Origin of the sequence: Parabacteroides distasonis ATCC 8503, from assembly GCF_000012845.1 — a bacterium.
GTDB classification, from domain to species: Bacteria; Bacteroidota; Bacteroidia; order Bacteroidales; family Tannerellaceae; genus Parabacteroides; species Parabacteroides distasonis.
This window is the reverse complement of sequence record NC_009615.1, coordinates 746,294-767,499: the sequence shown is the minus strand read 5'-3', so window position 1 is coordinate 767,499 and position 21,206 is coordinate 746,294. Positions and strand designations below refer to the sequence as shown.

The following is a 21,206-nucleotide window of genomic DNA, read 5'->3' as shown; positions in this document are numbered from 1 at the left end:
TATAAGTTTAGCCATTTTTCCCGAAACAAGAAAATAACGAACAAATACCCCCTATTTTTTGTTCTTTACCTATAATATTTATACCCTATGATCACAACACTTATAATACTGGCCCTATCAGCAGTTTTCTTTGTTAATGGAAAATTACGTTCCGATCTTGTCGCTCTATGCGCCCTCGTCTTATTAATCGTATTCAACATACTTACACCCGAAGAAGCGCTTTCCGGCTTCTCCAATCCTATCGTCATCATGATGGTCGGGTTATTTGTCGTAGGAGGAGCTATCTTTAAAACGGGATTGGCAAAGATGATCAGCAGCAAGATACTCCGTCTAGCGGGAAAAAGCGAATTGAAATTATTCATATTGATCATGATGGTCACCGCTTTTATCGGGGCGTTCGTCAGTAATACGGGTACCGTGGCCCTCATGCTTCCGATCGTAGTGAGCATGGCGGCAAGCGCCAATATCAGTCCCGGGAGGTTCTTGATGCCCTTGGCTTTCGCTAGTAGCATGGGCGGAATGGCCACGCTGATCGGTACGCCTCCGAACCTCGTGGTAGATGAGGTGCTATCCAACGCCGGATTCACGGATCTATCGTTTTTCTCGTTTACGCCTATCGGGGTTATTTGTGTGCTTATCGGCTTGGTCGTCTTGATTCCCCTAAGCAAATTCTTCTTGGTAAAAAAGGAGGATGGCAAAGACACGAAGACTACAACCGGGCACTCCCCAAAAGAGTTAGCCAAGAAATACCAATTATCGGATAATCTATATCGGATACAGATCAGGCCCGGTTCCCGGATCGGAGGGAAAAAATTGCAAGAATTAAATATTACGCAGGCTTATAATCTCTCCATTCTGGAGATACGCCGGCAGTCGTCCTCTCAAGGACGTTTCCTTAAAACCGTAGACCAGTCCTTAGCCGGCCCACATACGGAATTACAGGAGAACGATATCCTCTATGTGTTCGGCCCGTTCGAGAAAGTAAACCAATTCGCCAAAGAACAGAATCTGGAGCTTACGGATACCCACGTATCCGAATATGTTGAAGGGGCGGAAGTTGAAAAGCTGAGCGTTCGGGAGATCGGTATCGCCGAGGTCTTATTAATGCCCGACTCGAAATTGATAAATAAGGTGGTAAAGGACTCTGGTTTCAGGGATAAATATTCCGTGAATATCTTAGGCATCCAACGGAAAGGGGAATATATACTGAATGATATAAAAGATATAAAGATGCATGCCGGCGATATCCTTCTAATACAAGGCACATGGGACAGTATCGCTCGCATGAGCCAAAAGCAATCGCAATGGGTGGTATTGGGCCAGCCCTTAGAAGAGGCCTCTAAAGTCACTCTGGATTATAAAGCCCCTGTCGCCGCCTTGATCATGGTCTTAATGATTGCCGCCATGGTATTCGACTTCATCCCGATTCCTCCGGTAGCGGCGGTAATCATAGCGGGAATATTGATGGTATTAACCGGATGTTTCCGTAACGTGGAAGAGGCTTATAAAACGATTAATTGGGAAAGCGTAGTCTTGATCGCCGCCATGTTACCCATGTCGCTAGCCTTAGAGAAGACAGGCGCCTCCAATCTTATCTCGGAGAAATTGGTGAGCGGACTAGGCGATTACGGACCGCTCGTCTTGATGACCGGAATTTATTTCACCACCTCGCTACTGACCATGTTTATCAGCAACACGGCCACGGCGGTACTGGTAGCCCCTATTGCCCTTCAATCCGCCATAGCCATCAACGTTAGCCCTTATCCGTTCCTGCTGGCGGTGACGGTAGGTGCCAGCATGTGCTTCGCCTCCCCCTTCTCTACGCCACCCAACGCACTCGTTATGTCCGCCGGAAAATATACATTTATGGACTATGTAAAGGTGGGGTTGCCTTTACAAATCGTGATGGGAATCGTTATGGTATTTATATTACCTTTATTATTCCCATTCTAAACATTCGCACACGCATTTTAGTTTTATATTTGCAGTTTGTAAAACAGTACAAGAAAATTTATGGATATACCGTTTAAACCGATCAGGTTAGAAGACAAAGAGATCATAACCTCATTTACATTTCCCAGCGATTATCGCAATTGTGATTTCTCATTCGCGAACATGTGCAGTTGGCGTTTCTTATATGACAGTGAATTCGCTATCGTGGATGGCTATTTATTAATCCGTTTCATGATCGAGGACAAGAGCCGTTTCGCCTATATGATGCCTGTCGGGGATGGAGATTTAGCGGGTGCCGTTCGTTTGCTGGAAGAGGATTCCTTAAAATATAGACATCCGCTCTGTATGCTGGGTATCACCCCCGACGCCAAGGAGCAACTGGAAGGCGCACTTCCCGGAAGCTTTTTTTATATCCCAGAACGGGATTATTTCGATTACATTTATTTACGGGAGGATTTAGCGACCTTACGGGGTAAGAAATACCAATCCAAACGTAATCATATCAATAATTTCAAGAAACAATATTCGTACGAGCATGTCCCTATCACGCCGGATATCGTCCCCCAATGCCTAAAACTGGAATGTAAATGGTATAAGGCGAACAATGGAGATAATGACGAGGAAGAGCTTAATGACGAACGTCGCTCCCTTACCTATGCCTTGCATCATTTTGACAGCCTAGGCCTGATCGGTGGCGCTCTCCGGGTGGATAACGAGATTATCGCTTTCTCTTTCGGGGCCCCCATCAACCATAATACATTCGGAGTACACGTGGAAAAAGCGGACGTGAATTTTGACGGAGCATATACGGTGATCAACCAAGAGTTCGCCTCTCACCTTCCGGAACAGTATACTTACGTGAACCGGGAGGAGGATCTCGGCATACCGGGGTTGCGCCAAGCGAAGCTTTCTTATCAGCCTACCATACTATTAGAGAAGAGTGCCGCAATAAAAAAGCAACTTACGCAAACTAAATAAATTATGGACAAGAAACAACAAATCGTAAACTTATGGCGTACCTGCTTCGGGGATTCCGAGGCATTTATCAGCCTTTATTTTGATCGTGTTTACAAGGACGAGAACGCAATGACCATCGAGAAGGACGGTAAAATAGTTTCTGCCTTGCAGATAGTTCCTCATACGATGACTTATTTGGGTACCGAGATCTCGGTAGGCTATATCTCTGGGGCGTGCACGACTCCGGAAGAAAGAGGGCAAGGGCTTATGCGACAACTCTTGCAAGAGACATTCGAGGAAATGGAACGGCGTGAGATCGCTATCTCCGCCTTAATCCCTGCCGATCCTTGGTTATTCGACTATTATAGGGAACAGGGTTATACCGAGGCATTCGATTATTCCGTAGAGACATATATCCGCCCGAATACGCCGGTTCAACTCCCGAAGATAACGGTTATCCAACCGGAGGTACCGACAACCGACGAATTGTTCGCTTATTTCAACCGCAAATTACGTGAACGCCCTTCCTGTATCTTGCACTCGCAGGATGATTTCATCACGATACTTCGTGATCTGCAATTAGATAACGGGGGGATCTACACGGCCTTGGACGAGAACGAGAAGGTGGTTGGCATGGCTTTCGCACTGCCTCTTGAGGCGGGTACAGCGCCGTCCGACAAAAAGCTTTTTATCAAGGAACTTCTTTACGACTCGGAAGAGATCAAGGAATTACTATTGCAAGAGCTTACCCTGCAAAATAACATATCGCAAGCGACGGTCAATACCCCTCCCACCCCTCCGGGTACCTTACCTATGGGTATGGCCCGCATCATCGACACGAAACGCATGATCCACCTCTGGCTATCCAAACAACACGAAAGCCCTGTCTCCAAAAAAGATTTGGAACAAATGGATAACCAAACGCTAACACGACAGTTGATGGGTTATCAAGGTAGGATGGCTTATATGAGTTTGATGCTGGATTAATAGAAATGAAAAACGGATTGCTAAGGATAAAGTTCCCGCAATCCGTTTTTATTCTTAAATCTATTTACTGTTTACGACAAATAAAATTATCATTTAGATGCTATGATCACTTATCTTTAGCAGAATCTCCTTGGTAAAGAAGATCATTGACACCTAAAGTATACCAATCCAAAACATCTTTTCCTCCAGACTTGGCCCAATTCATAAATTGAGGATATGCATCCATAATAGAAATACCTTCTCTAGGATATGAATCAAAAGATGATTTAGGGATCATCAATCCCCACATCATATTATTAAATTCCTCTGTTGAATTATCAATATTCTCATTATACTTATATCGATAATATTCATCACTTGTTAAGGCCGTGGCTGCTTGTTCCGTCCCTAAAAAACCAGCTATATGGACCTCGTTCTTTTTATTCTTATTAGGATCACCCCAAACAATAAAAACGTTTAAGTTGTTAGCATTCACAACTCCGCTCATGCCATTCACATCTACTTCTATCAAGCTTTCACGTGCTTCACAAGTCTTATTATATGTATTTATTATTTGACCTGGCTCGCTATTCATGAACTCATGCGCCTCTTTTCCTTCCAATAAATTAATAACCTTGTCTGTTCCTTGGATCTTCGCAAAAGCATATAAAGATTTCGTTGCACCTACAGCCCTAACACTTGTTGATAAATATACAGTTTTTGCATTAATACCTTCACTGCTAGCCTCTGTCGTATTCATGATGCTGACAATCATAACCAAGTCATTCATATCATAGTCACCAAAATTAGGCCAATTGTCTTCAAATAAATAGACATAAGCTTCTGTCTTATCATATTCAGGTTTATACTCAGGCGTCTCGGATTCGTCTGTAAAAGGCTCATCTTTACTGTAATTGATATCGCCAAAACAATCACCGGATATATTTACAGGGCATTTATTGCCAACCACTCTTAACGCACCATTCTTATTAGCTGAATAATTTACTTCACTTTGCGCATAAGTATATAAATCACTCCAGAAAAAGCCTGTTATCTGAACAGATGTATAATCCAATACACCATTCACCTTAAACAATTTGGCACTATTTCCATCTCCATATTGATTGGCATCCGCATCCTCTACAACTAAGGATACAGGACCTGTTTGAGCAGGATTCAACGCATCTGTCTCAAACAAGGAATGTTCCGCCATCGATATTTTCGTATCATAACCATATATAAAATTCCCGGAAATTACAGAAGAACCCCGATTTAAATATAATCCGGAAGCAGATCCATCAAAAGAGAAAGTACCAACCTTTACCAAACAATGATTATGAAGTTCACCTCCATTCAAATGCATTGAGTTTACAGTAATTTCCGAATTCGTATGATTATAAATTGAACTATGTGGCGAAGGTAGAGTTTCTATTCTATTAATATCTACTTTACCCATATTAACCAATTGAGAATTTCCATCAATTTTCAGAACAGCCTTAGAGCCAATTATCTGACCTCCATGAAAAACTACAATTTGACTGTTTTTTGTCAATGGTGAGGCTGAAGAAGCTAAATCCAAGGTAGCGCCGCTAAAAATATAAAGAGTGTAGTTCTCGTTATCAGGGAAAACGACATTGTTGACCTTTCCGCTCGTAATTTTATAACTCTTATTTTTATCAAGAGTCATACCACTCCGTAGCTCTATTACATCTTTCATCTCAGCTTTTTTATCCAACTTCTCAATTTCCTTCTCCGAAAGCGGGGTGAGCCAACGTGTTATTTCTTGATCACTAATCCCGCTGTCACTACGCAAAAAAGATTTTGTAATAACTGGATCCGTATAATCCAATAATAAATCGCCATCTTTCACCTCTAAGCTTACAACAGTACTATACCCTTGTGCATCCGTTTTCTTAATATAAATATATTCTTGAGTCTTAGGTAAAGCCAAATCAACAATAAATGGATTCCTTGAGTTTGTTTTACCTCCAACATAGAAAACAGAATTAGGATCAGTGATAGGGTCCGAACCAAATACTTCTATCGTATAATAACGTTTCCCCTCATATTCATCCAAGACTTTAACAGTCAATTTATGGCTAGCCTTTGTTGAATAATCAAAATCATTCGGAATACCATTTGTACTCTCGTCCGGTCTCGGCTTTGGATCGGGATCCGGCTTAGGCTCGTACACGTCCGCTGTACATGCGGTCATCAGCACCGCAAACAGGAACAGTGCCATGAACTTTACTTTCGTAAAAATACATCTCTTCATATGCTTAATCATTAAATATTTCCCCTATAACATCATTAAAAAAAGAAGTTGTATATTTTAATCAACTTATTGAGTATTATCAACAGCAAAGGTAGATTTTATTATAATGCGAAGTTCTTAAACGCACAAATATTATCACATCAATTAACTATAATTAATAATACTCCAAAGAAAAAACCTTTGATAAATAGACAATATTTATTTCATACCATGTTAAAAAAGAATAATAAAAGACTATTCACCCTACTCCAACCATTCAATCAGCTTATCAGCCAAAGTTACTGTTCCCGGCAAAGGTGGTTGGTGCCGATGTGGAGAAGGCCCCTAGCGATTTTCTCTTGGCAATAACATACCATCTGGCAATTTGACAAAATGAAAACTAAAGTCTCGGAGAATCGATTTTTTCGGGCAAAGGTACGGCTCGTTTCTAAATACGAGAAGAAAAAGCAGCATTTGTCTCGTTGACAGATGAATACAGAAAAACAGCCTCTCGCTCCAGCGAAATTAATTCATCGTATCTCATATTTTGAGGCAAGAAAAGGGTAAAAGCAGTGTTACGATAGGGTTATAGCACGGTAAGAATGCCCATTCATGAGTACTCATAACCCTATGCGTGACCGCTCATAATGCCTAACGCGAGTATCGGCATTGGGCAATACGACCTATCGCAACAGGTTTCGCCACCTATCGTGTACAAAATTGGCCCCTTTTTCAAGAAAAAGCGTGTTTATTGCCACACCTATCTCATTATCTTGTCACTTTCGCACGAAGGGTATGTCAACATATTCGTATAATATGAAGCAAATAGTCAGAATAAGCTTCTATTTCGCAACAGACCCATCATACAAGCCAGAGGCTCCCAATAGGCCTTAAGCACTCACATAAAACACGGAATTTTCAATCCAACTGATAAATCTTCAGCTTATTGTAAAGCGTCTTCCGGTCGATGCCCAATAACTGGGCCGCACGGGTCTTATTGTTGCCGCACTCTTGGAGGGCCTTACGGATAAGGTCTCGTTCGTGCTCCACGTTCTTTAGCTGGATGTTAGTGTGCGACGGGAGGTTCTCCGTCAGTTCCTCCGGGAGTTCCTTGCGGGTGATGTAGCGGCCGGTCGCCAATAAGGTGGCGTACTTGATGACGTTCTTCATCTGCCGCAGGTTGCCCGGCCAAGAATAGGATTGGAACAATTGCATGGTATCGTTGTCGAAACCGATGATATCTTTCTGGAGCTCGCTATTCGCCAGATCGAGAAAATGATTGGCGAACAAGAGCAAATCCTCTTTTCGCTCTTTCAAGTCCGGGATACGGATCGTGAACTCATTGATACGATGGTACAGGTCCTCACGGAAATCTCCTTTCTCGATCGCCTGCCGCAAGTTCTCGTTCGTAGCGGATATCAGACGTACGTTGATGGCGATCTCCTGATTGCTCCCGATCGGCTTCACCTTGCGCTCCTGCAGGGCACGCAATAGCTGGACCTGCACCTCATACGTCAGGTTCCCGATCTCATCCAAAAATATCGTACCGCCTTGGGCCGCCACGAACGCCCCGGTCTTGTTCTCGATCGCCCCCGTAAAAGAACCTTTCACGTGGCCGAAGAACTCGGAAGCCGCCAATTCCTTGGGAATAGCGCCGCAATCCACGGCGACAAACGGAGCCTTGCTACGATTACTTTGCTCGTGAATCCGACGGGCGATATACTCCTTACCGGTACCACTAGCGCCGGTCACCAATACCGACATATCCGTCGGAGCCACCAAACGCACATGCTCATAAAGCTGGCGGGCCGCTTGGCTCTGCCCCTCGATATAAAGATCCGGGGCCGAAGAAACCGGGACTCTCGCCGGAGCCTTCTCCTCCACGCGCACAAGTTCCTTGATCTTTCCCAGCAACTCATCCGGGTTCAGCGGCTTGGCAATATAATCCGCCGCTCCCAGCTTCATCGCCTGAACCGCCGTTTGTATCTCCGCATAACTGGTCATCATGATAAGGGGTAAGGAAGGATGAGTGCTTTTCAGCCATTTCAATAAGTCGATCCCGTCACTATCCGGCAGGCGTAAATCCGATATAACCAAATCGAACGCTTCCTCCCCCAGCTTCCGTTTAGCATCGGAAACAGAGGACGAGGATCTTACGACAAACCCTTTCTTACCCAGCCATGTGGTAAGCATCAAGGAAAAAGTTATATCATCTTCAACGATTAGAATCGACAACATACCCACTCAGATTATTTATAGTAACCACAAAGGTAAATAAATAAAACGAATCAAGAAAACATCCACGTAGCTTTACGCCATACTCCCTCGAAAGGACCTTGTTTATGATGGGCTAACCACCAGTGGCAAAAACCTAGCTGGAGAATGAAAAGAAGGATTCCTACGGCGAAGCTGGCGGTCGTCCCCAGATCGTCATACAGGGATAAACCGTATCCGAAATAGATGAAAGAGCCTACCATCGATTGCGTGAGGTAATTCGTCAAGCTCATTTTCCCGTAAGGCACAAGCCCGTGAAGCACCTTATGCGGCGCCTTCCACTGCCACAAGAAGATAAAGGAGGATACCAATACGCACATGAACGAGAAATTACGCAAGGAAGACACGATCGTGCTCATCGGGCGAAGCTCTTCGGTACGCTCCAGCAAACCGGGTAGTGAAAGGGACAGATAATAGAGGGGAATGAAACAAACTACCCCGATAACAAAGGTCCTTGTCCAAAACGTCCGGTGCTTCTCCGGATCGACAAACAATCCCTTGCGCCCCAACAACATACCCAGCATAAAGAGAGCCGATGTCTGGAAGAAACGTCCATAGCTCCAAGCCCAGAGAAGGCTATACAGCTGCCCGTCCCACAGATTGGACTTGACCATTTCCCAAAAGCTGGTACCTTCCATATACGGAAAGATCCGCATACAGTGCACCAGCCATTGTTCCTTGGATGCCACATATTCCGGATGCATCAGGGCATACATGAATTTACCCCACTCCATAGGCTGTAGCATCAAGACCACGGCGATCGCCAATACCACCTTATTACTCAACTTGCAAACCGGTATCAACACAATACCCAAGATCGAATAAAGCACCAAGATCTCCCCCGGGAAGAACGATGCGTTGAAGCAACCGATAAAGAATAGGAGCACCAACCGCCAGAAGAAACGAAGCCGGAAGTCCTTCCCTTTCCTCGCTTGGTTATCAAACTGGATGAAAAAACTAAAACCGAACAGCAGGGCGAAAATAGCGTATGCCTTCCCGGAAAAGAGGAAGAACAAGGTATCCCATACCCCTTTATCCAAGGCTTTCATAAAATCGGTAGTAGCCTCCGGAAAATTATACAAGTTAAAATGCTCGATATTATGCAATAGGATAATAGCCATAACGGCAAATCCTCGTAATGCGTCGACCACCTCGATACGAGGTCGGGATTGTAGTGCGTGTTCCATGATATGATTCAGTAGATTTTATTATTTCGTGGCAAAAGTAACGAAACTAAATAGAAAAAGCATCCTCGAAAGGATGCCTTTTTCTTTTGCAGACTTAAATTGAATACTCAGGACTTAATCTTTCGCCATGAATAAATTCATGACTTTCGTTTTTAACGGTTTAAATGTAGAAACGCCCACTTGCGATTTCATTAAATAGATAGCGAATATCGTGCCAAAGCCAGCGAAACGCACGATAATGAATATCTAACTACTTATCCTTTAACAAGTAATAGATAAATTTTGTTTCTATAAAGTGGAATTTTATTTCAGAAGCATGGGGAAAGGCATTCCACGGATGGGTATTTATTCCACACCGGATTCCACAAGATTACCCGATGGCGGACTCCGCATCCTTCACGATAGCAAGTGCTTGCTCGATTACCTCGCCCAGCAGGTGGTACCAGCCGGAATCGGTCAGTTCCTCATCGTTCTTCTCCAAGATCCGCAGGTGTTGTACCAATGAATTGGCCCCCAGCATCGTAAACAGGGGGATCAACTTATGGGATATCCGGGAGGCTTCCTCCCGGTCTTTTCCCTCTAACGCATCCCGAAGTAAGTCGATGCTCTTGCGGGTTTCCTCCGAGAAGGTTTTCAGTATAGAGGCTGAGGCCTCCGGATCCTCTCCGGCAAAAGCGGTCAACGAAGAGAAATTCAACTCGCTCTTTGCCTCCAGATGAAGTGTCAGCAACTCATTCAGCAAGGAGATTAATTGGGCGGCGGTAAACGGCTTGTTCAAGAAGCCCGTGAAACCAGCCTCCAGATAATGCTCGTGCTCCTTGGCGATACTGGCGGATAGGGCGATCACCGGGATCTTATCCGTTCCGGGGATACCGGACGTACGTATCCGCTCCAGTAAATGATAGCCATCCATCATCGGCATCTGTATATCGGTAATAATGGCGTTGAATACGGTGTTCCGCAATAGCTCGAGGACGTTATGCGGATTCGTACAACCTACCACCTGCACGTGACTCTGCTTCAAGAGTTCCTCCGTCAAGGCCAGTTGTAGAGGATCGTCATCAACCAGAAGGCAATAGACATCTTGCCCCCTAAACAAGGGTAAAGCCTCGGCCCCACCGGCATCCGGAGCCTCCGCCGTTACGTCCGGCAAAGATTGGTTATCAGCCAAGGGAAGAGGTAGCAAGATCGTGAAATCACTGCCTTTCCCCGGGGTACTATCCAAAGCAAGCGTACCGTTCATCAAGGACAGAAGCTTACGGGTGATGGAGAGGCCCAGACCGAAACCTTCCGCCTCTTCCGTATCGGCAAGGCGGGTAAACTCCCCGAATACCCGCTCTTGTTCCTCTTTCGGGATGCCCGGACCGGAATCGCTGACGGTAATGGACAGTTGATAATGGACAGCGGACAGTTTCTGTAAGGAGACAAGTAAAACGACTCGCCCCGCTTCCGTGAACTTGATAGCGTTAGATAAGAGGTTTCCTACGACCTGCCGGATACGGATCGGGTCGCCCATATAAACTTGCCCAGTCTCCTCCGGTTTCAGGTTCAAGACAAACCGTAAGCCTTTCGCCTCCGCTATCGGCTGGAAGCTGGTATAGATCTCATCGAACAAGGCCGGGACACGGAAGGGAACGCTATGCACCTCCATCTCGCCGGACTCCAACCGCTGGAAATCCAACAGGTCGTTCACCAAGGAAAGGATATGATCCGAGGAACCTTTCATGTTCTCCAGATAATATTGCTGACGCTCGTCTGGATGGCGGCGTAGCAAAAGCTCGATATATCCGATGATGGAAGAGAGCGGAGCCCGTATATCGTGGCTGATCGTCAACATCAGCTTCTCACGGCTTCGCAATAAGCTCTCGGCGACCTGTTTCGCCTTTTCCAGTTGCATACGGTAATATTTACTTCGTGAGATATCCCGTGAGATAAAGAAGAGGAACAGAAAGGCGATTACCACGGAGACGATCGCGATTCCGGCGATCAAATGGGAGGTCTCCCTTAATAGTACCTGCTTCTTATAGACCCTTTCCAGCGACGCCTCCATCTCCTCCTCCTCGATATTACGGAGCATCTGGTTGATCTCCCGGGTAATCACGCTATTGTTATACCGTAAGTTAGAGGCCCTTTCCAACAACTGATCCATCAGTTGTTGCCGTTGCCAAGCCACACTGTCTTGGATGCTTTTCAGCACGCTGACAATCGTATCGGTCGGATTATAAGCGTTCACCAACGTATCGGTAACGATCTCCCGGGTCGTGTTCACCACGATGCTGGTATCTTCCTTGCCGGGAGAGAACACGTCGGCCAAACGCTTGAAGAATCCTCGCTTCTTACGGGGAACTACCACCGTATCTTGCTTGACCTCTACCCGCTCTTGTACCTGCACCTCATTTACGATCGTATCCCGGACGGCAATTATTTTCTCGATATTCTCCGTATAAAGACGCTCCGTGTTCGCTTCCTGCCAAGTCTCAAGCAAGCGGCGGGTATTCCATCGCTTACGCTCCAGCAGTATGTCGATCGTATCTATTTTCAGGAGTTGCATGGAGTCCGTCACCAAGGTCCTCAACGAATCCATGTTATTATGGGCCTTATTCAACGTACGATTGAAGTGGCGGAACTCGTTCTGGGGCATGCCTACCAACTGCCCCAACGCCTCGCTTTCATAGAGCAGGGAGAGCGTATTGGTGACCAAGTACACCTTCCGGCGTGCCTGATGATCCGGCTCGTCCTCCTCGGCCACTTTCTCTACTATATTATAAATGTAAGCGACTGAGCAGACCGCAATGGTAATCAGCAAAATATAGCCTAATATCACCTTGCTAGTAATATGTCCGCTTTGCTCTTTCATATACGATTGAGATCAGTCTAATTCCTATCATAAGCGATATCCCATTTATCCATCATCTCAAAATCCTGCTTTTTTAAGCCGACTTTCCAAAATGGGATCGGGTCGTCATGGTCTCCCAGATACATACGGTCACGTACCTTGAAGGCACGATTCGTTAAAGCAAACGTGGAATCGGCCACCGGAGTCCGCACACCGGCTATATCAAGCATCGTATGGAATACGCTGTTCGTGCTAACCGGATAAGTCTCGTGTGCCTGCGCTTCCAGATATTTCTGGGGATATGACTCCCGGTAAGCCTTCGAGAACCAGATCACATACGGGATATGCAACTGGTAATAGGTCGGTATCGGAGAAGCATGCAGATAACGGGCTCTGGAATCATCGAAGATATCCTCTCCATGATCGCTTAAGTAAAGCATGGATGCCGGAGCATTTGTCTTCGCCAACATATCCACGATTTCCCCCAGCACGTAATCTGTATAGTGGATGGAATTATCATAAGCGTTCCGTAACTCCTTTTTATACGAGGCACGAATTCCCTCCGCCTTATCCGGCCTATAGAAACGGAACTCCTTCGGATAACGTTCATGGTAATTAAAATGCGAGCCATAAGTATGCAGTACTACGAAAAGATTACCGTCCTCTTTATCCAGTTCCTTCTTTAGATAAGGCAGGATCGCCGCATCGTGCAAGGAGGTTAGCGTAGAACCCGTATTAAATGCGCTCATATCGATAAAGGTATCTGCCTCCCGGTAAAAAGCGCCGATCATCGAGGTCGTTAGTTTCTGGTTGGCGATCACGAGCGTACGGAAACCAGCCTCTTTGAAAGCGGTCACGATACTTTTCTCGTCGTAAAGGACTCCATAATTCTCGGCGCTGGCAGCGGACAGGATAATGGGGACACTTTTATGCGTATTATTCGATTGCGTCACCACATCCGTGAAATGCACCAATCCGTCTAAAGCCTCCATACGGGGAGTCGTCTTGCGCTCGTATCCGTAAAGGCTCCATTCCATAGCACGGGAGGTCTCTCCCACTACCAAGACGTAGATCTCCCGTTTTCCCTCAGCTTGTTCCAGCTTAGTGGCGTCGAACTTAAAGTCGGCGGAAGTAATATGATACTTACGGTTCCTCTCCGCCTTATTTATGGCGAAATATAAATTGTATAGGGCGTTAGCCGGATACACATCGTCCTTCCATGAAAACCGGTGATCTTGCAAAGGAGACAGGAAGCAAAGGATCAAGCCCATGACAAACATGCCTAGGCTGATCTTGGCCCATTTCTTCCGGAAAGGATTTCGCAATTTCTCTTTCTGCCGTATCGAACGATAAGCGAGTATTAGAGTAGGCAATGTATAGAAAAAGAATACGCAACCGATCACCAAAATGATATTCCCCAATAATTCGCTAGCCTCGGAAGCGTTCGAGCTGGTAAGGTTCAAATACATATCAACCGCTATCACGGACTGCCCGAAAAGATACAGAAGCACCAACTGCCCCCCATCTAATATAACCTTCGGCAACAGGCACCAAACCACGATCCCCGGTTTACGGGCCACTAACAAAACACCCATCCAAAAGGCCAAAGGTATCAGCAACGAGGCGATACCGACCGTGACGGGAAGCGGTTCCGTAAAAAAGAACACACAGTTTGGGATGATAAATAACAGGGCAAATAAGAAATATAAATGCTCCTGTGAAGATATCCAGCGTATTAACTTTGTAAAATACTTCATTCAATAAAACTTTGCCAACTCTCAATCATTACTCTTCTCAACTAATACCCAGAACCTAAAATTCCGGTAATTGGCAAAGATAGGCGTTATTAAACACATACAAAGCGTATTATACACAAAAAATGTTATTCACAGTCATTACTTCTCCTTCATCCGTCGCCAATACTCCTTGACAGAGTTTTTCACTTCCCTATGTAACAGCAAGATACCAATTAAGTTCGGGAGAGTCATCAAAGCCACGGTGATACCGGATAATGTCAATACTACCACACAATAAAATTATATTTATCTCCTATATTTTCTGGAGGATAGCGATAAACTCATCATTCGTAATGTCTAGCTCCGGCTCTTTGTAATTGACATAATCCTCAAAATAGTCGCTGGCGATATCGGCTACGATCTCCCCTCCGTCCAAGCCATACGAGGAAACTAGTTTCTCCACCCGGTTACGTATCTGGCGAATCACCTGTAAACGATCCTCATAACGATCTGGCTTCTCCTGATCAGTGACGTGCTCATTCCGGGCGATCAAGTAAACTACCGTATAAAATTTCTCCATGCTCCCGAAAACAGGGACAAACAAGGATTTCTTCTCCTCGGGCAGATCTGCCAAAAACTGTTGTATCTTTGTCATAGCTCTTACTCTTTTACCTAATAAAAAAAACAATATACTTTTTGTTCTAAAACAATATACTTTCGTGTGTAAAAGTATATTGTTTCGACAACAAAAGTATATTGTTCTTCTCGAGTCTGTTAAATGATTGAATTCTTCTTCGTAAAATCCAAAATCTCATCAATATAGCCAAAAGCCAATCCTGTTACCGTATCTGCGCAGCCGTAATAGATAGCGATACGTTTCGTCTCCGGATCATGCAAGGCGGCACAGGGAAAGACTACGTTCGGAACGTCTCCCATGCACTCGTAATCCTTTTGCGGGGATAACAAATAAGGTCCGGAGCGGAATTTCACTTTCCAAGGTTGCTCCAAATCCAAGATAGCGGAACCGAAGCTATACACATACCCGTTGCAAGAACGAAGCACGCCGTGGTAAATCAATAACCAGCCTTCGGAAGTCTCGATAGGGATAGGGCCCGCACCGATCTTCGTACACTGCCAAGCGCTATCCTCGAACGCAGCCGGAGACATCACGTGGCGATGTTTACCCCAGAAACACATATCCGGAGACTCGCTATAGAAAATATCGCCGAACGGAGTATGACCGTTGTCGCTCGGACGGCTCAACATGGCGAAGTTTCCGTTAATCTTACGAGGGAACATCACGCCATTACGGTTGAAAGGCAGATAAGCGTTCTCCAGCTGATGGAAGGTCTCGAAATCGAACGTGTAAGCCACGCCGATCGTCGGGCCATGATAACCGTTACACCAAGTCACATAGTAACGATCCTCGATAAAACATACACGGGGGTCGTAGGCATAAACAAACTCGCCGATCTCCTTGTCGTCGCACTCAAACTCGAGTTTTGTCTCAGAGATACTCCAATGAATGGCATCTGCGCTAAAACCTACGTGCAAACGCATCCGGCGATTCGTATCGTCGCATCGGAACACACCGGCATAACCACCTTTGAAAGGGACAACAGCACTGTTGAACACACTGTTCGATGTCGGGAGGATATCACGAGGAATCACCGGGTTCTTCGAATATCTCCACAATACTTCTTTGCTACCCTCGGGACGATCTTCCCAAGGCATATCTGGCAGCGGAGCGCCTACGATTTTCAAATTATCCATAACTAATCCTATTAAAATATTACTATACTAACTTATTACCTTTATCGTCATACGTGAACGGTACGAAATAGGCTACCAAGAATGAAGGGATCATCGCCAGCAAGGTCACGATAAAGAAATACTTATAACCTAGCCAGTCACTCACAAAACCGCTCATCATTCCCGGAAGCATTACGCCAAGGTTCATGATACCTGAGGCGAACGCATAATGCGCCATCTGATGCTTGCCCGGAGCTACCTGTTGCATCATAAACAGCATCAAGCCCACGAAACCGAATCCATAGCCAAAATACTCGAATACGATGGCGGAAGCGATAATGAGACCATTATCAGGCTGGAAACACGCCAAGAACGTGTATACCAAAAACGGTATGTTGAAGCAACAACAAAGCGTAAACAATACCTTTCGCAATCCCTTAGCCGAGATATAATATCCACCGAGCAAAGAACCCAGCACAAACGCCGCCGCTCCAAACGTACCATAATACAAACCGATCTCTTGCTCCGTTAGTCCTAATCCTTGATCAGCTATCGGAGCTTTCAAGAACAAAGGTACGATCTTTATCACGAAACCCTCGGCAAAACGATACAATATAATGAAACAGATATACCACACGATATACTTCTTCGTGAAGAACTCCTTGAAGACCAGCCATAGCTCAGCCATACTTTCCTTCAACGAATGTTCTCCGGTAGCGGCTTTTCCACCCGAAGGCAACATCTTCATATGATAAAAACCAAGCAGGATCATGATCGTACCGCAAAGCAGCATAACGATCATCCAAGCGTATATCATGGCCTCTTTCTCCAATCCTATCCCGGTAAAATATTGCATCATATAACCCGCCAGATAAACCAGACCACCCGTGGCTACGATCTTCGCTAAATTGTAAAACGCACCTTGCCAACCGATATATTTGGCTTGATTCTCCGGTGAGAGCTCTTTCATATAAACGCCATCCGTTGCCACGTCATGCGTAGCCCCGCTAAGCGCTATAATACCTAATAATGCGATAGATAGAGCAAAGAAACTCGGCAAGTTTAACGCCAAGGCCACTAAACCGAATAAGCAACCGGATAACAACTGGGTCAATACGACAAAGAATTTCTTGGTACGATACATTTCCAAAAACGGGCTCCATAAAGGCTTTAAGGTCCAAGGTAACATGATAACCGAGGTCCATAACGCAATCTGGGCATCCGAGATATCCAATCCCTTAAACATGAGTACGGTAACCATGTTCAGCACTACAAAAGGCAATCCCATAGCAAAATAGACACTAGGGACCCAAGTTACAGGGTTTCGACGTTTAGTAGCATTCGTGTTTTTCTCTTCCATGCTTTATTTAGAATTTAGGTGTACAAATATAATTAATAATCCGGATATATCTTTAATCGATCGGACAAATAGAGGAGATCATCCCGAAGGTAGCGTTATCATTCAAATCCCAGACCATCTTTCCGGCTCCGTTTATCTCGATCAACTGCGGGTAATGTCCTTTCGCAGCCTCTCCGTCATGGCCTTGCCAGTTACAGATATACAAACCACCGTCCCGTTTAGGGAGCAACTGGGCAACAAAGAAAAGCTGGGCTCCCTCGATATCGTTCTCATTCACCTTGCGAACGATATCTCCAGTCTCGAAATTCAGCTCTATGAAGCAATGGGCATCACCGCAAGCGACCAGATAATTACCGTTATCCAACGCAGCCACGCTAAACGGGTTACCGTCTACTTTCACGCTTTTCAGCAATTGACCGGACGGGGATATTTCCCGGATCTCGGAGGTAGCGAACAAGGGCACTAAATAATTGCCCTGCTTATTTTTGTTTACTTGACGGAATTGGGCATGGGGTTGCTCAATATGGGTGTCGAAATCCGTTTTCGACAGGATCTCTCCTTTTGCATTCACCTCCATGATCGTCGCCGGGTATCCACACCACGCTAATAAATAATTACCGTTGGGAAGTACACGGGCCGTCTGCATCTCACAGCCTTCCGGAGCGGAGATATTCCAGACCTCCTCATGATCCCGGGTGATTAGCTTCGCCCCTTTCGAATAGGAAAAAAGGATATTCCGGTCGGGAGTAACAGCTACGGAATTACATTCCCATCCTTTTTCCAAGGGATGCTCCCATTCAATTTCTTTCGTGTTCTTGTTTACGATGGCGATTTTGTCCCAGCCGGAACCGCCTAATAAAAGATAATGCGACGCCTCATGACATGCGGAACATACGAGTAGCAGGCATGCGGATAATATAAAAGTATAGATTTTCATGGTTTAAATTATATAAATAAGCAGGAGCAGGTAAAACCTACCCCTGCGATGGATTATTTCGCTAAGTCGCAGAACAACTCATATCCCTGATCAGGCGTGATACCTTGATGCACGACCGCATGAACCGCTTGGATCATGGCGACAGGAGAAGTACTCTGGAATACGTTACGTCCCATATCCACGCCAGCCGCACCGTCGTTGATCGCATTATAACATAATTCCAACGCCTCCTTCTCCGGTAATTTCTTACCACCGGCAATTACCACGGGAACCGGACAAGCAGCGGCTACCTTCTCGAAGCCCTCACAATAGTAGGTCTTCACGATATTAGCGCCATTCTCCGCACAGATACGGGAAGCCAGACCGAAATAACGAGCGTCTCGAGCCATTTGCTTACCAACGGCGGTAACACCCATTACCGGGATATTGTAACGGCTGGCCTTATCGACCGCCTTATATAAGTTAGCCACAGTCTTAGCCTCATGCGCCTCATCACCGATAGCCAACATAACCGCCATGGCGGAGACGTTCATACGGATAGCGTCCTCTATATCGATCAATACATTATCGTTCAAATCCGTAAGAATAGACGTTCCAGCGTCCGAACGAAGACAAATCGGTTTCGTCGTATTCGCAGGGATCGTAGATTGCAGGATACCACGGGTACACATCAAGCAATCCGCATATTCAATCAAAGGAACGATATTCAAGTCGATACGCTCCAAACCGGAAGTCGGCCCCATGATGAAACCATGGTCAAAAGCAAGCATAACCGCCTTGCCTGTCTTCGGGTTGAAGATACGGGACAGACGGTCTTTCATGCCCCAAGGTAAGTTCTCGGCTCCCTTCACATGGAAACTCTGGTTCTCACAATTGATGCCTAAACCGAAGTCCGCACCTTCTCTTAAATCATCTAAATCTGCCATATTTATTATTCGTTATATTATTATATTTTGTAGAGACGGGGCATGCCCCGTCTCACGCTGTGTATTATTTTATAGCACCTCTGCAAAAGAAGCGAACATACAGCTCCACGAAGTAGCCCCGCTATCAGCGAAACCAATCGAACGCTCACCATAGTTACGGGCACGTCCAAAGTTAGCTTTCATCGGTACCGTAGCCTCCGCTCCATCAAGCGCCGCTTTAGCGCCGGCATTCAAGACCTCCTTGATATCATCCGACGTACAAGCCTGCATAGCCTCCACCGCCGGGATCAAGGCATCCATCATCGTCTTGTCGCCTCGTTTCGCTTGGGTTTGTTGTTGCACATTCGCCAAGCCACCGGCGAACATAGCTTTCACGCCTGCGGCATCCAACTCGGTTCCCTCTGCATGATCGCTCATACCCAAGAAGAAAGCACCGAGCAAGGTACTTGTCGATCCGCTCACTTCCATCATCACGTCCATTCCCATATCACCAAGCATTTGCTTGAACTCCGTTCCGGACTGAGCGCTTTTATTCACGGCAGTCATAGCGGCAACGATAGCGGTACCATGATCACCATCCCCGATTACGGCATCCAATTTAGAGAATTCCTCCTCACGTGCCTTGATCTGTTTCAGCGCATTGTCTAACATGGCCTTGAAGGCCTCGATAGTAAGTTGTTTCATGTATATTATTTATTTACCTAGGGTTGTCCAATAAGGTGCGTCCGCACATTTGTTATTCAAATAATCGATATGATCCTCATCCAAGATCGCCATAATCATCTGGAATCCGGCTTGCTCCTGTACGGTCAAGATCTCTTGGATACGGCTTACCACCACCTGCAAGCCACGAGCCTCTAATTCCTTATAAGCCTTGCGGAAGATGATATTCAATTCCATATGGGTAGTAGCGCCTACGCCGTTAATGATCAACAACATCTTATCACCGGCTTTTGGCTGTAACTGCTGGCAAAGTAGGTCTACCATCTCCACTGCCGTATCATCGGCGGATACCAACGGTTTCTGTCCACCGCCACCTTCGCCATGTTGGCCCATACCGATCTCCATGATACCATCGGGAAGGTTCGTGATCGTACCTCCGTTTTGGGGATGCGTACAAGAACGCATAGCGACAGCCAAGGTAGCCACGTTCTTATTATAGCGTTCACCAATCTCAATCAGCTCGTCTAAAGACTTCCCTTCCTCAGCGGCGGCACCTAATATCTTATACAAAGGAACACAACCAGCCAAGCCACGACGATCGTCTATATTCGCCCCGATACCTGCGCTGATATCATCATGCGTAAGTAATTTCTTCACCTTGATCCCTTTACGTGCAGCCAACTGGCAAGCCATATTAGCACTCATCACGTCGCCGGAATGGTTCAATACGACCAACAAGATCCCGGCCTCACGATCCATCAATTGCAGTGCCTGAAACAAACGTTGGGCACCCGGAGCGGCGAATACGTCACCCACGACGGAGCAATCCAACATGCCCTCTCCTACGAAACCACTCAAGGCAGGCTCATGACCGGAACCACCTAAGGTAACGATCGCAACCTTATCATTGCCTTTCGGGTTAGCACGTACGACGATATTCTCAGCTGCCAACTTTACCTGATTCGGATATGCTAATACATAGCCTTCCAATAACTCTGCCGTAATATTCTCAGGATCATTTATGAATTTTGTCTTGATGTCTGACATGGTATTATCCTCCTTTAGATTTATAAATTTTGATTTACGAATTATTTTAGTTCCATGATCTCGATAGCGATACCTTCTTCCTCGATGAAAGCGATCGTCAAGTGCTCGTCGCAAACAGCTGGGCCGAAGATTACCTTCTTACCTTCCAACTCTTTTTCCAAACAAGGAACCGTATAAGCGATATGGCCATTGGTCTGTACCAACTCCGGTAGGCAGCTGCCTTTCTCGAATTTCAAGAACTCGATCCGGTTCGGACTCTTGCTGTAATCCGTCAACCATACACTCAGGCTTTCGTTATAAACCGCCCCTTCTTTACTTTCCGTAGTGACAATTCCTACGTGATTAAATGTTCTCATGA

General features: G+C 45.7%; 17 protein-coding genes. 3 read left to right on the top strand and 14 right to left on the bottom strand.

Going from position 1 to position 21,206, the window contains the following annotated elements; translation table 11 throughout:
• The first annotated feature begins 87 nt into the window (after positions 1–87).
• Genes BDI_RS03195 through BDI_RS03185 form a run of 3 tightly spaced genes read left to right on the top strand, consistent with a single transcriptional unit; the run spans position 88 to position 3,897 of the window.
• Positions 88–1,953 (top strand): SLC13 family permease, encoded by a 1,866-nt coding sequence (locus BDI_RS03195; protein ID WP_011966106.1) that lies wholly within the window; start codon positions 88–90, stop codon positions 1,951–1,953.
• Positions 1,954–2,013: 60 nt separating this feature from the next.
• Positions 2,014–2,931 (top strand): DUF2156 domain-containing protein, encoded by a 918-nt coding sequence (locus BDI_RS03190; protein ID WP_011966105.1) that lies wholly within the window; start codon positions 2,014–2,016, stop codon positions 2,929–2,931.
• 3 nt (positions 2,932–2,934) lie between these two features.
• On the top strand, positions 2,935–3,897 hold the full coding sequence (locus BDI_RS03185) for a GNAT family N-acetyltransferase (RefSeq protein WP_011966104.1): 963 nt from the start codon (positions 2,935–2,937) through the stop codon (positions 3,895–3,897).
• Between the two features lie 106 nt (positions 3,898–4,003).
• Here BDI_RS03185 and BDI_RS03180 read toward each other — a convergent pair whose 3' ends face one another.
• From BDI_RS03180 to BDI_RS03120, 14 genes are all read right to left on the bottom strand, one after another.
• Positions 4,004–6,151 carry an LruC domain-containing protein gene (locus BDI_RS03180; protein ID WP_005857725.1) on the bottom strand — a complete coding sequence of 716 codons (2,148 nt, stop codon included), beginning with the start codon at positions 6,149–6,151 and terminating at the stop codon, positions 4,004–4,006.
• Between the two features lie 897 nt (positions 6,152–7,048).
• Positions 7,049–8,368: a sigma-54-dependent transcriptional regulator gene (locus tag BDI_RS03175; protein WP_011966102.1), complete on the bottom strand. Its 1,320-nt coding sequence runs from the start codon at positions 8,366–8,368 to the stop codon at positions 7,049–7,051.
• 50 nt (positions 8,369–8,418) lie between these two features.
• Entirely contained in the window at positions 8,419–9,591 is a 1,173-nt protein-coding gene (locus BDI_RS03170) for a DUF418 domain-containing protein (protein ID WP_011966101.1), read from the bottom strand.
• A 370-nt stretch (positions 9,592–9,961) separates the two neighbouring features.
• On the bottom strand, positions 9,962–12,448 hold the full coding sequence (locus BDI_RS03165) for an ATP-binding protein (RefSeq protein WP_011966100.1): 2,487 nt from the start codon (positions 12,446–12,448) through the stop codon (positions 9,962–9,964).
• A 17-nt stretch (positions 12,449–12,465) separates the two neighbouring features.
• Positions 12,466–14,184: a phosphoethanolamine transferase gene (locus BDI_RS03160; protein WP_005857733.1), complete on the bottom strand. Its 1,719-nt coding sequence runs from the start codon at positions 14,182–14,184 to the stop codon at positions 12,466–12,468.
• Positions 14,185–14,322: 138 nt separating this feature from the next.
• A complete protein-coding gene (locus BDI_RS20685) occupies positions 14,323–14,454 on the bottom strand; it encodes an alanine:cation symporter family protein (protein WP_009017246.1) in 132 nt (43 codons plus the stop codon).
• A gap of 22 nt (positions 14,455–14,476) precedes the next feature.
• Entirely contained in the window at positions 14,477–14,818 is a 342-nt protein-coding gene (locus tag BDI_RS03155; protein WP_005863025.1) for a hypothetical protein, read from the bottom strand.
• A gap of 119 nt (positions 14,819–14,937) precedes the next feature.
• Positions 14,938–15,936 (bottom strand): glycoside hydrolase family 130 protein, encoded by a 999-nt coding sequence (locus BDI_RS03150; protein ID WP_005857736.1) that lies wholly within the window; start codon positions 15,934–15,936, stop codon positions 14,938–14,940.
• A gap of 22 nt (positions 15,937–15,958) precedes the next feature.
• Entirely contained in the window at positions 15,959–17,275 is a 1,317-nt protein-coding gene (locus BDI_RS03145; RefSeq protein WP_008779699.1) for an MFS transporter, read from the bottom strand.
• A 52-nt stretch (positions 17,276–17,327) separates the two neighbouring features.
• The gene (locus BDI_RS03140) at positions 17,328–18,212 is read right to left on the bottom strand and encodes a WD40 repeat domain-containing protein (RefSeq protein ID WP_005857740.1); all 885 of its coding nucleotides are present in this window, start codon (positions 18,210–18,212) and stop codon (positions 17,328–17,330) included.
• 53 nt (positions 18,213–18,265) lie between these two features.
• Positions 18,266–19,138: a 3-hydroxy-5-phosphonooxypentane-2,4-dione thiolase gene (gene lsrF, locus BDI_RS03135; RefSeq protein ID WP_005857742.1), complete on the bottom strand. Its 873-nt coding sequence runs from the start codon at positions 19,136–19,138 to the stop codon at positions 18,266–18,268.
• A gap of 69 nt (positions 19,139–19,207) precedes the next feature.
• Positions 19,208–19,822 (bottom strand): DAK2 domain-containing protein, encoded by a 615-nt coding sequence (locus tag BDI_RS03130; RefSeq protein ID WP_005857744.1) that lies wholly within the window; start codon positions 19,820–19,822, stop codon positions 19,208–19,210.
• Between the two features lie 9 nt (positions 19,823–19,831).
• The gene (locus BDI_RS03125; protein WP_011966099.1) at positions 19,832–20,848 is read right to left on the bottom strand and encodes a dihydroxyacetone kinase subunit DhaK; all 1,017 of its coding nucleotides are present in this window, start codon (positions 20,846–20,848) and stop codon (positions 19,832–19,834) included.
• 41 nt (positions 20,849–20,889) lie between these two features.
• A complete protein-coding gene (locus tag BDI_RS03120; RefSeq protein ID WP_011966098.1) occupies positions 20,890–21,204 on the bottom strand; it encodes a hypothetical protein in 315 nt (104 codons plus the stop codon).
• Positions 21,205–21,206: the final 2 nt, after the last annotated feature.

Excerpts from the sequence above, each read along its gene's own strand:
- BDI_RS03125 (WP_011966099.1), bottom strand. The coding sequence starts at position 20,848 with ATGTCAGACATCAAGACAAAATTCATAAATGATCCTGAGAATATTACG.
- BDI_RS03160 (WP_005857733.1), bottom strand. The coding sequence starts at position 14,184 with ATGAAGTATTTTACAAAGTTAATACGCTGGATATCTTCACAGGAGCAT.
- BDI_RS03190 (WP_011966105.1), top strand. The coding sequence starts at position 2,014 with ATGGATATACCGTTTAAACCGATCAGGTTAGAAGACAAAGAGATCATA.
- BDI_RS03195 (WP_011966106.1), top strand. The coding sequence starts at position 88 with ATGATCACAACACTTATAATACTGGCCCTATCAGCAGTTTTCTTTGTT.
- BDI_RS03170 (WP_011966101.1), bottom strand. The coding sequence starts at position 9,591 with ATGGAACACGCACTACAATCCCGACCTCGTATCGAGGTGGTCGACGCA.
- BDI_RS03120 (WP_011966098.1), bottom strand. The coding sequence starts at position 21,204 with ATGAGAACATTTAATCACGTAGGAATTGTCACTACGGAAAGTAAAGAA.
- BDI_RS03185 (WP_011966104.1), top strand. The coding sequence starts at position 2,935 with ATGGACAAGAAACAACAAATCGTAAACTTATGGCGTACCTGCTTCGGG.
- BDI_RS03155 (WP_005863025.1), bottom strand. The coding sequence starts at position 14,818 with ATGACAAAGATACAACAGTTTTTGGCAGATCTGCCCGAGGAGAAGAAA.
- BDI_RS03140 (WP_005857740.1), bottom strand. The coding sequence starts at position 18,212 with ATGAAAATCTATACTTTTATATTATCCGCATGCCTGCTACTCGTATGT.
- lsrF (WP_005857742.1), bottom strand. The coding sequence starts at position 19,138 with ATGGCAGATTTAGATGATTTAAGAGAAGGTGCGGACTTCGGTTTAGGC.
- BDI_RS03145 (WP_008779699.1), bottom strand. The coding sequence starts at position 17,275 with ATGGAAGAGAAAAACACGAATGCTACTAAACGTCGAAACCCTGTAACT.
- BDI_RS03180 (WP_005857725.1), bottom strand. The coding sequence starts at position 6,151 with ATGAAGAGATGTATTTTTACGAAAGTAAAGTTCATGGCACTGTTCCTG.
- BDI_RS03175 (WP_011966102.1), bottom strand. The coding sequence starts at position 8,368 with ATGTTGTCGATTCTAATCGTTGAAGATGATATAACTTTTTCCTTGATG.
- BDI_RS03165 (WP_011966100.1), bottom strand. The coding sequence starts at position 12,448 with ATGAAAGAGCAAAGCGGACATATTACTAGCAAGGTGATATTAGGCTAT.
- BDI_RS03150 (WP_005857736.1), bottom strand. The coding sequence starts at position 15,936 with ATGGATAATTTGAAAATCGTAGGCGCTCCGCTGCCAGATATGCCTTGG.
- BDI_RS03130 (WP_005857744.1), bottom strand. The coding sequence starts at position 19,822 with ATGAAACAACTTACTATCGAGGCCTTCAAGGCCATGTTAGACAATGCG.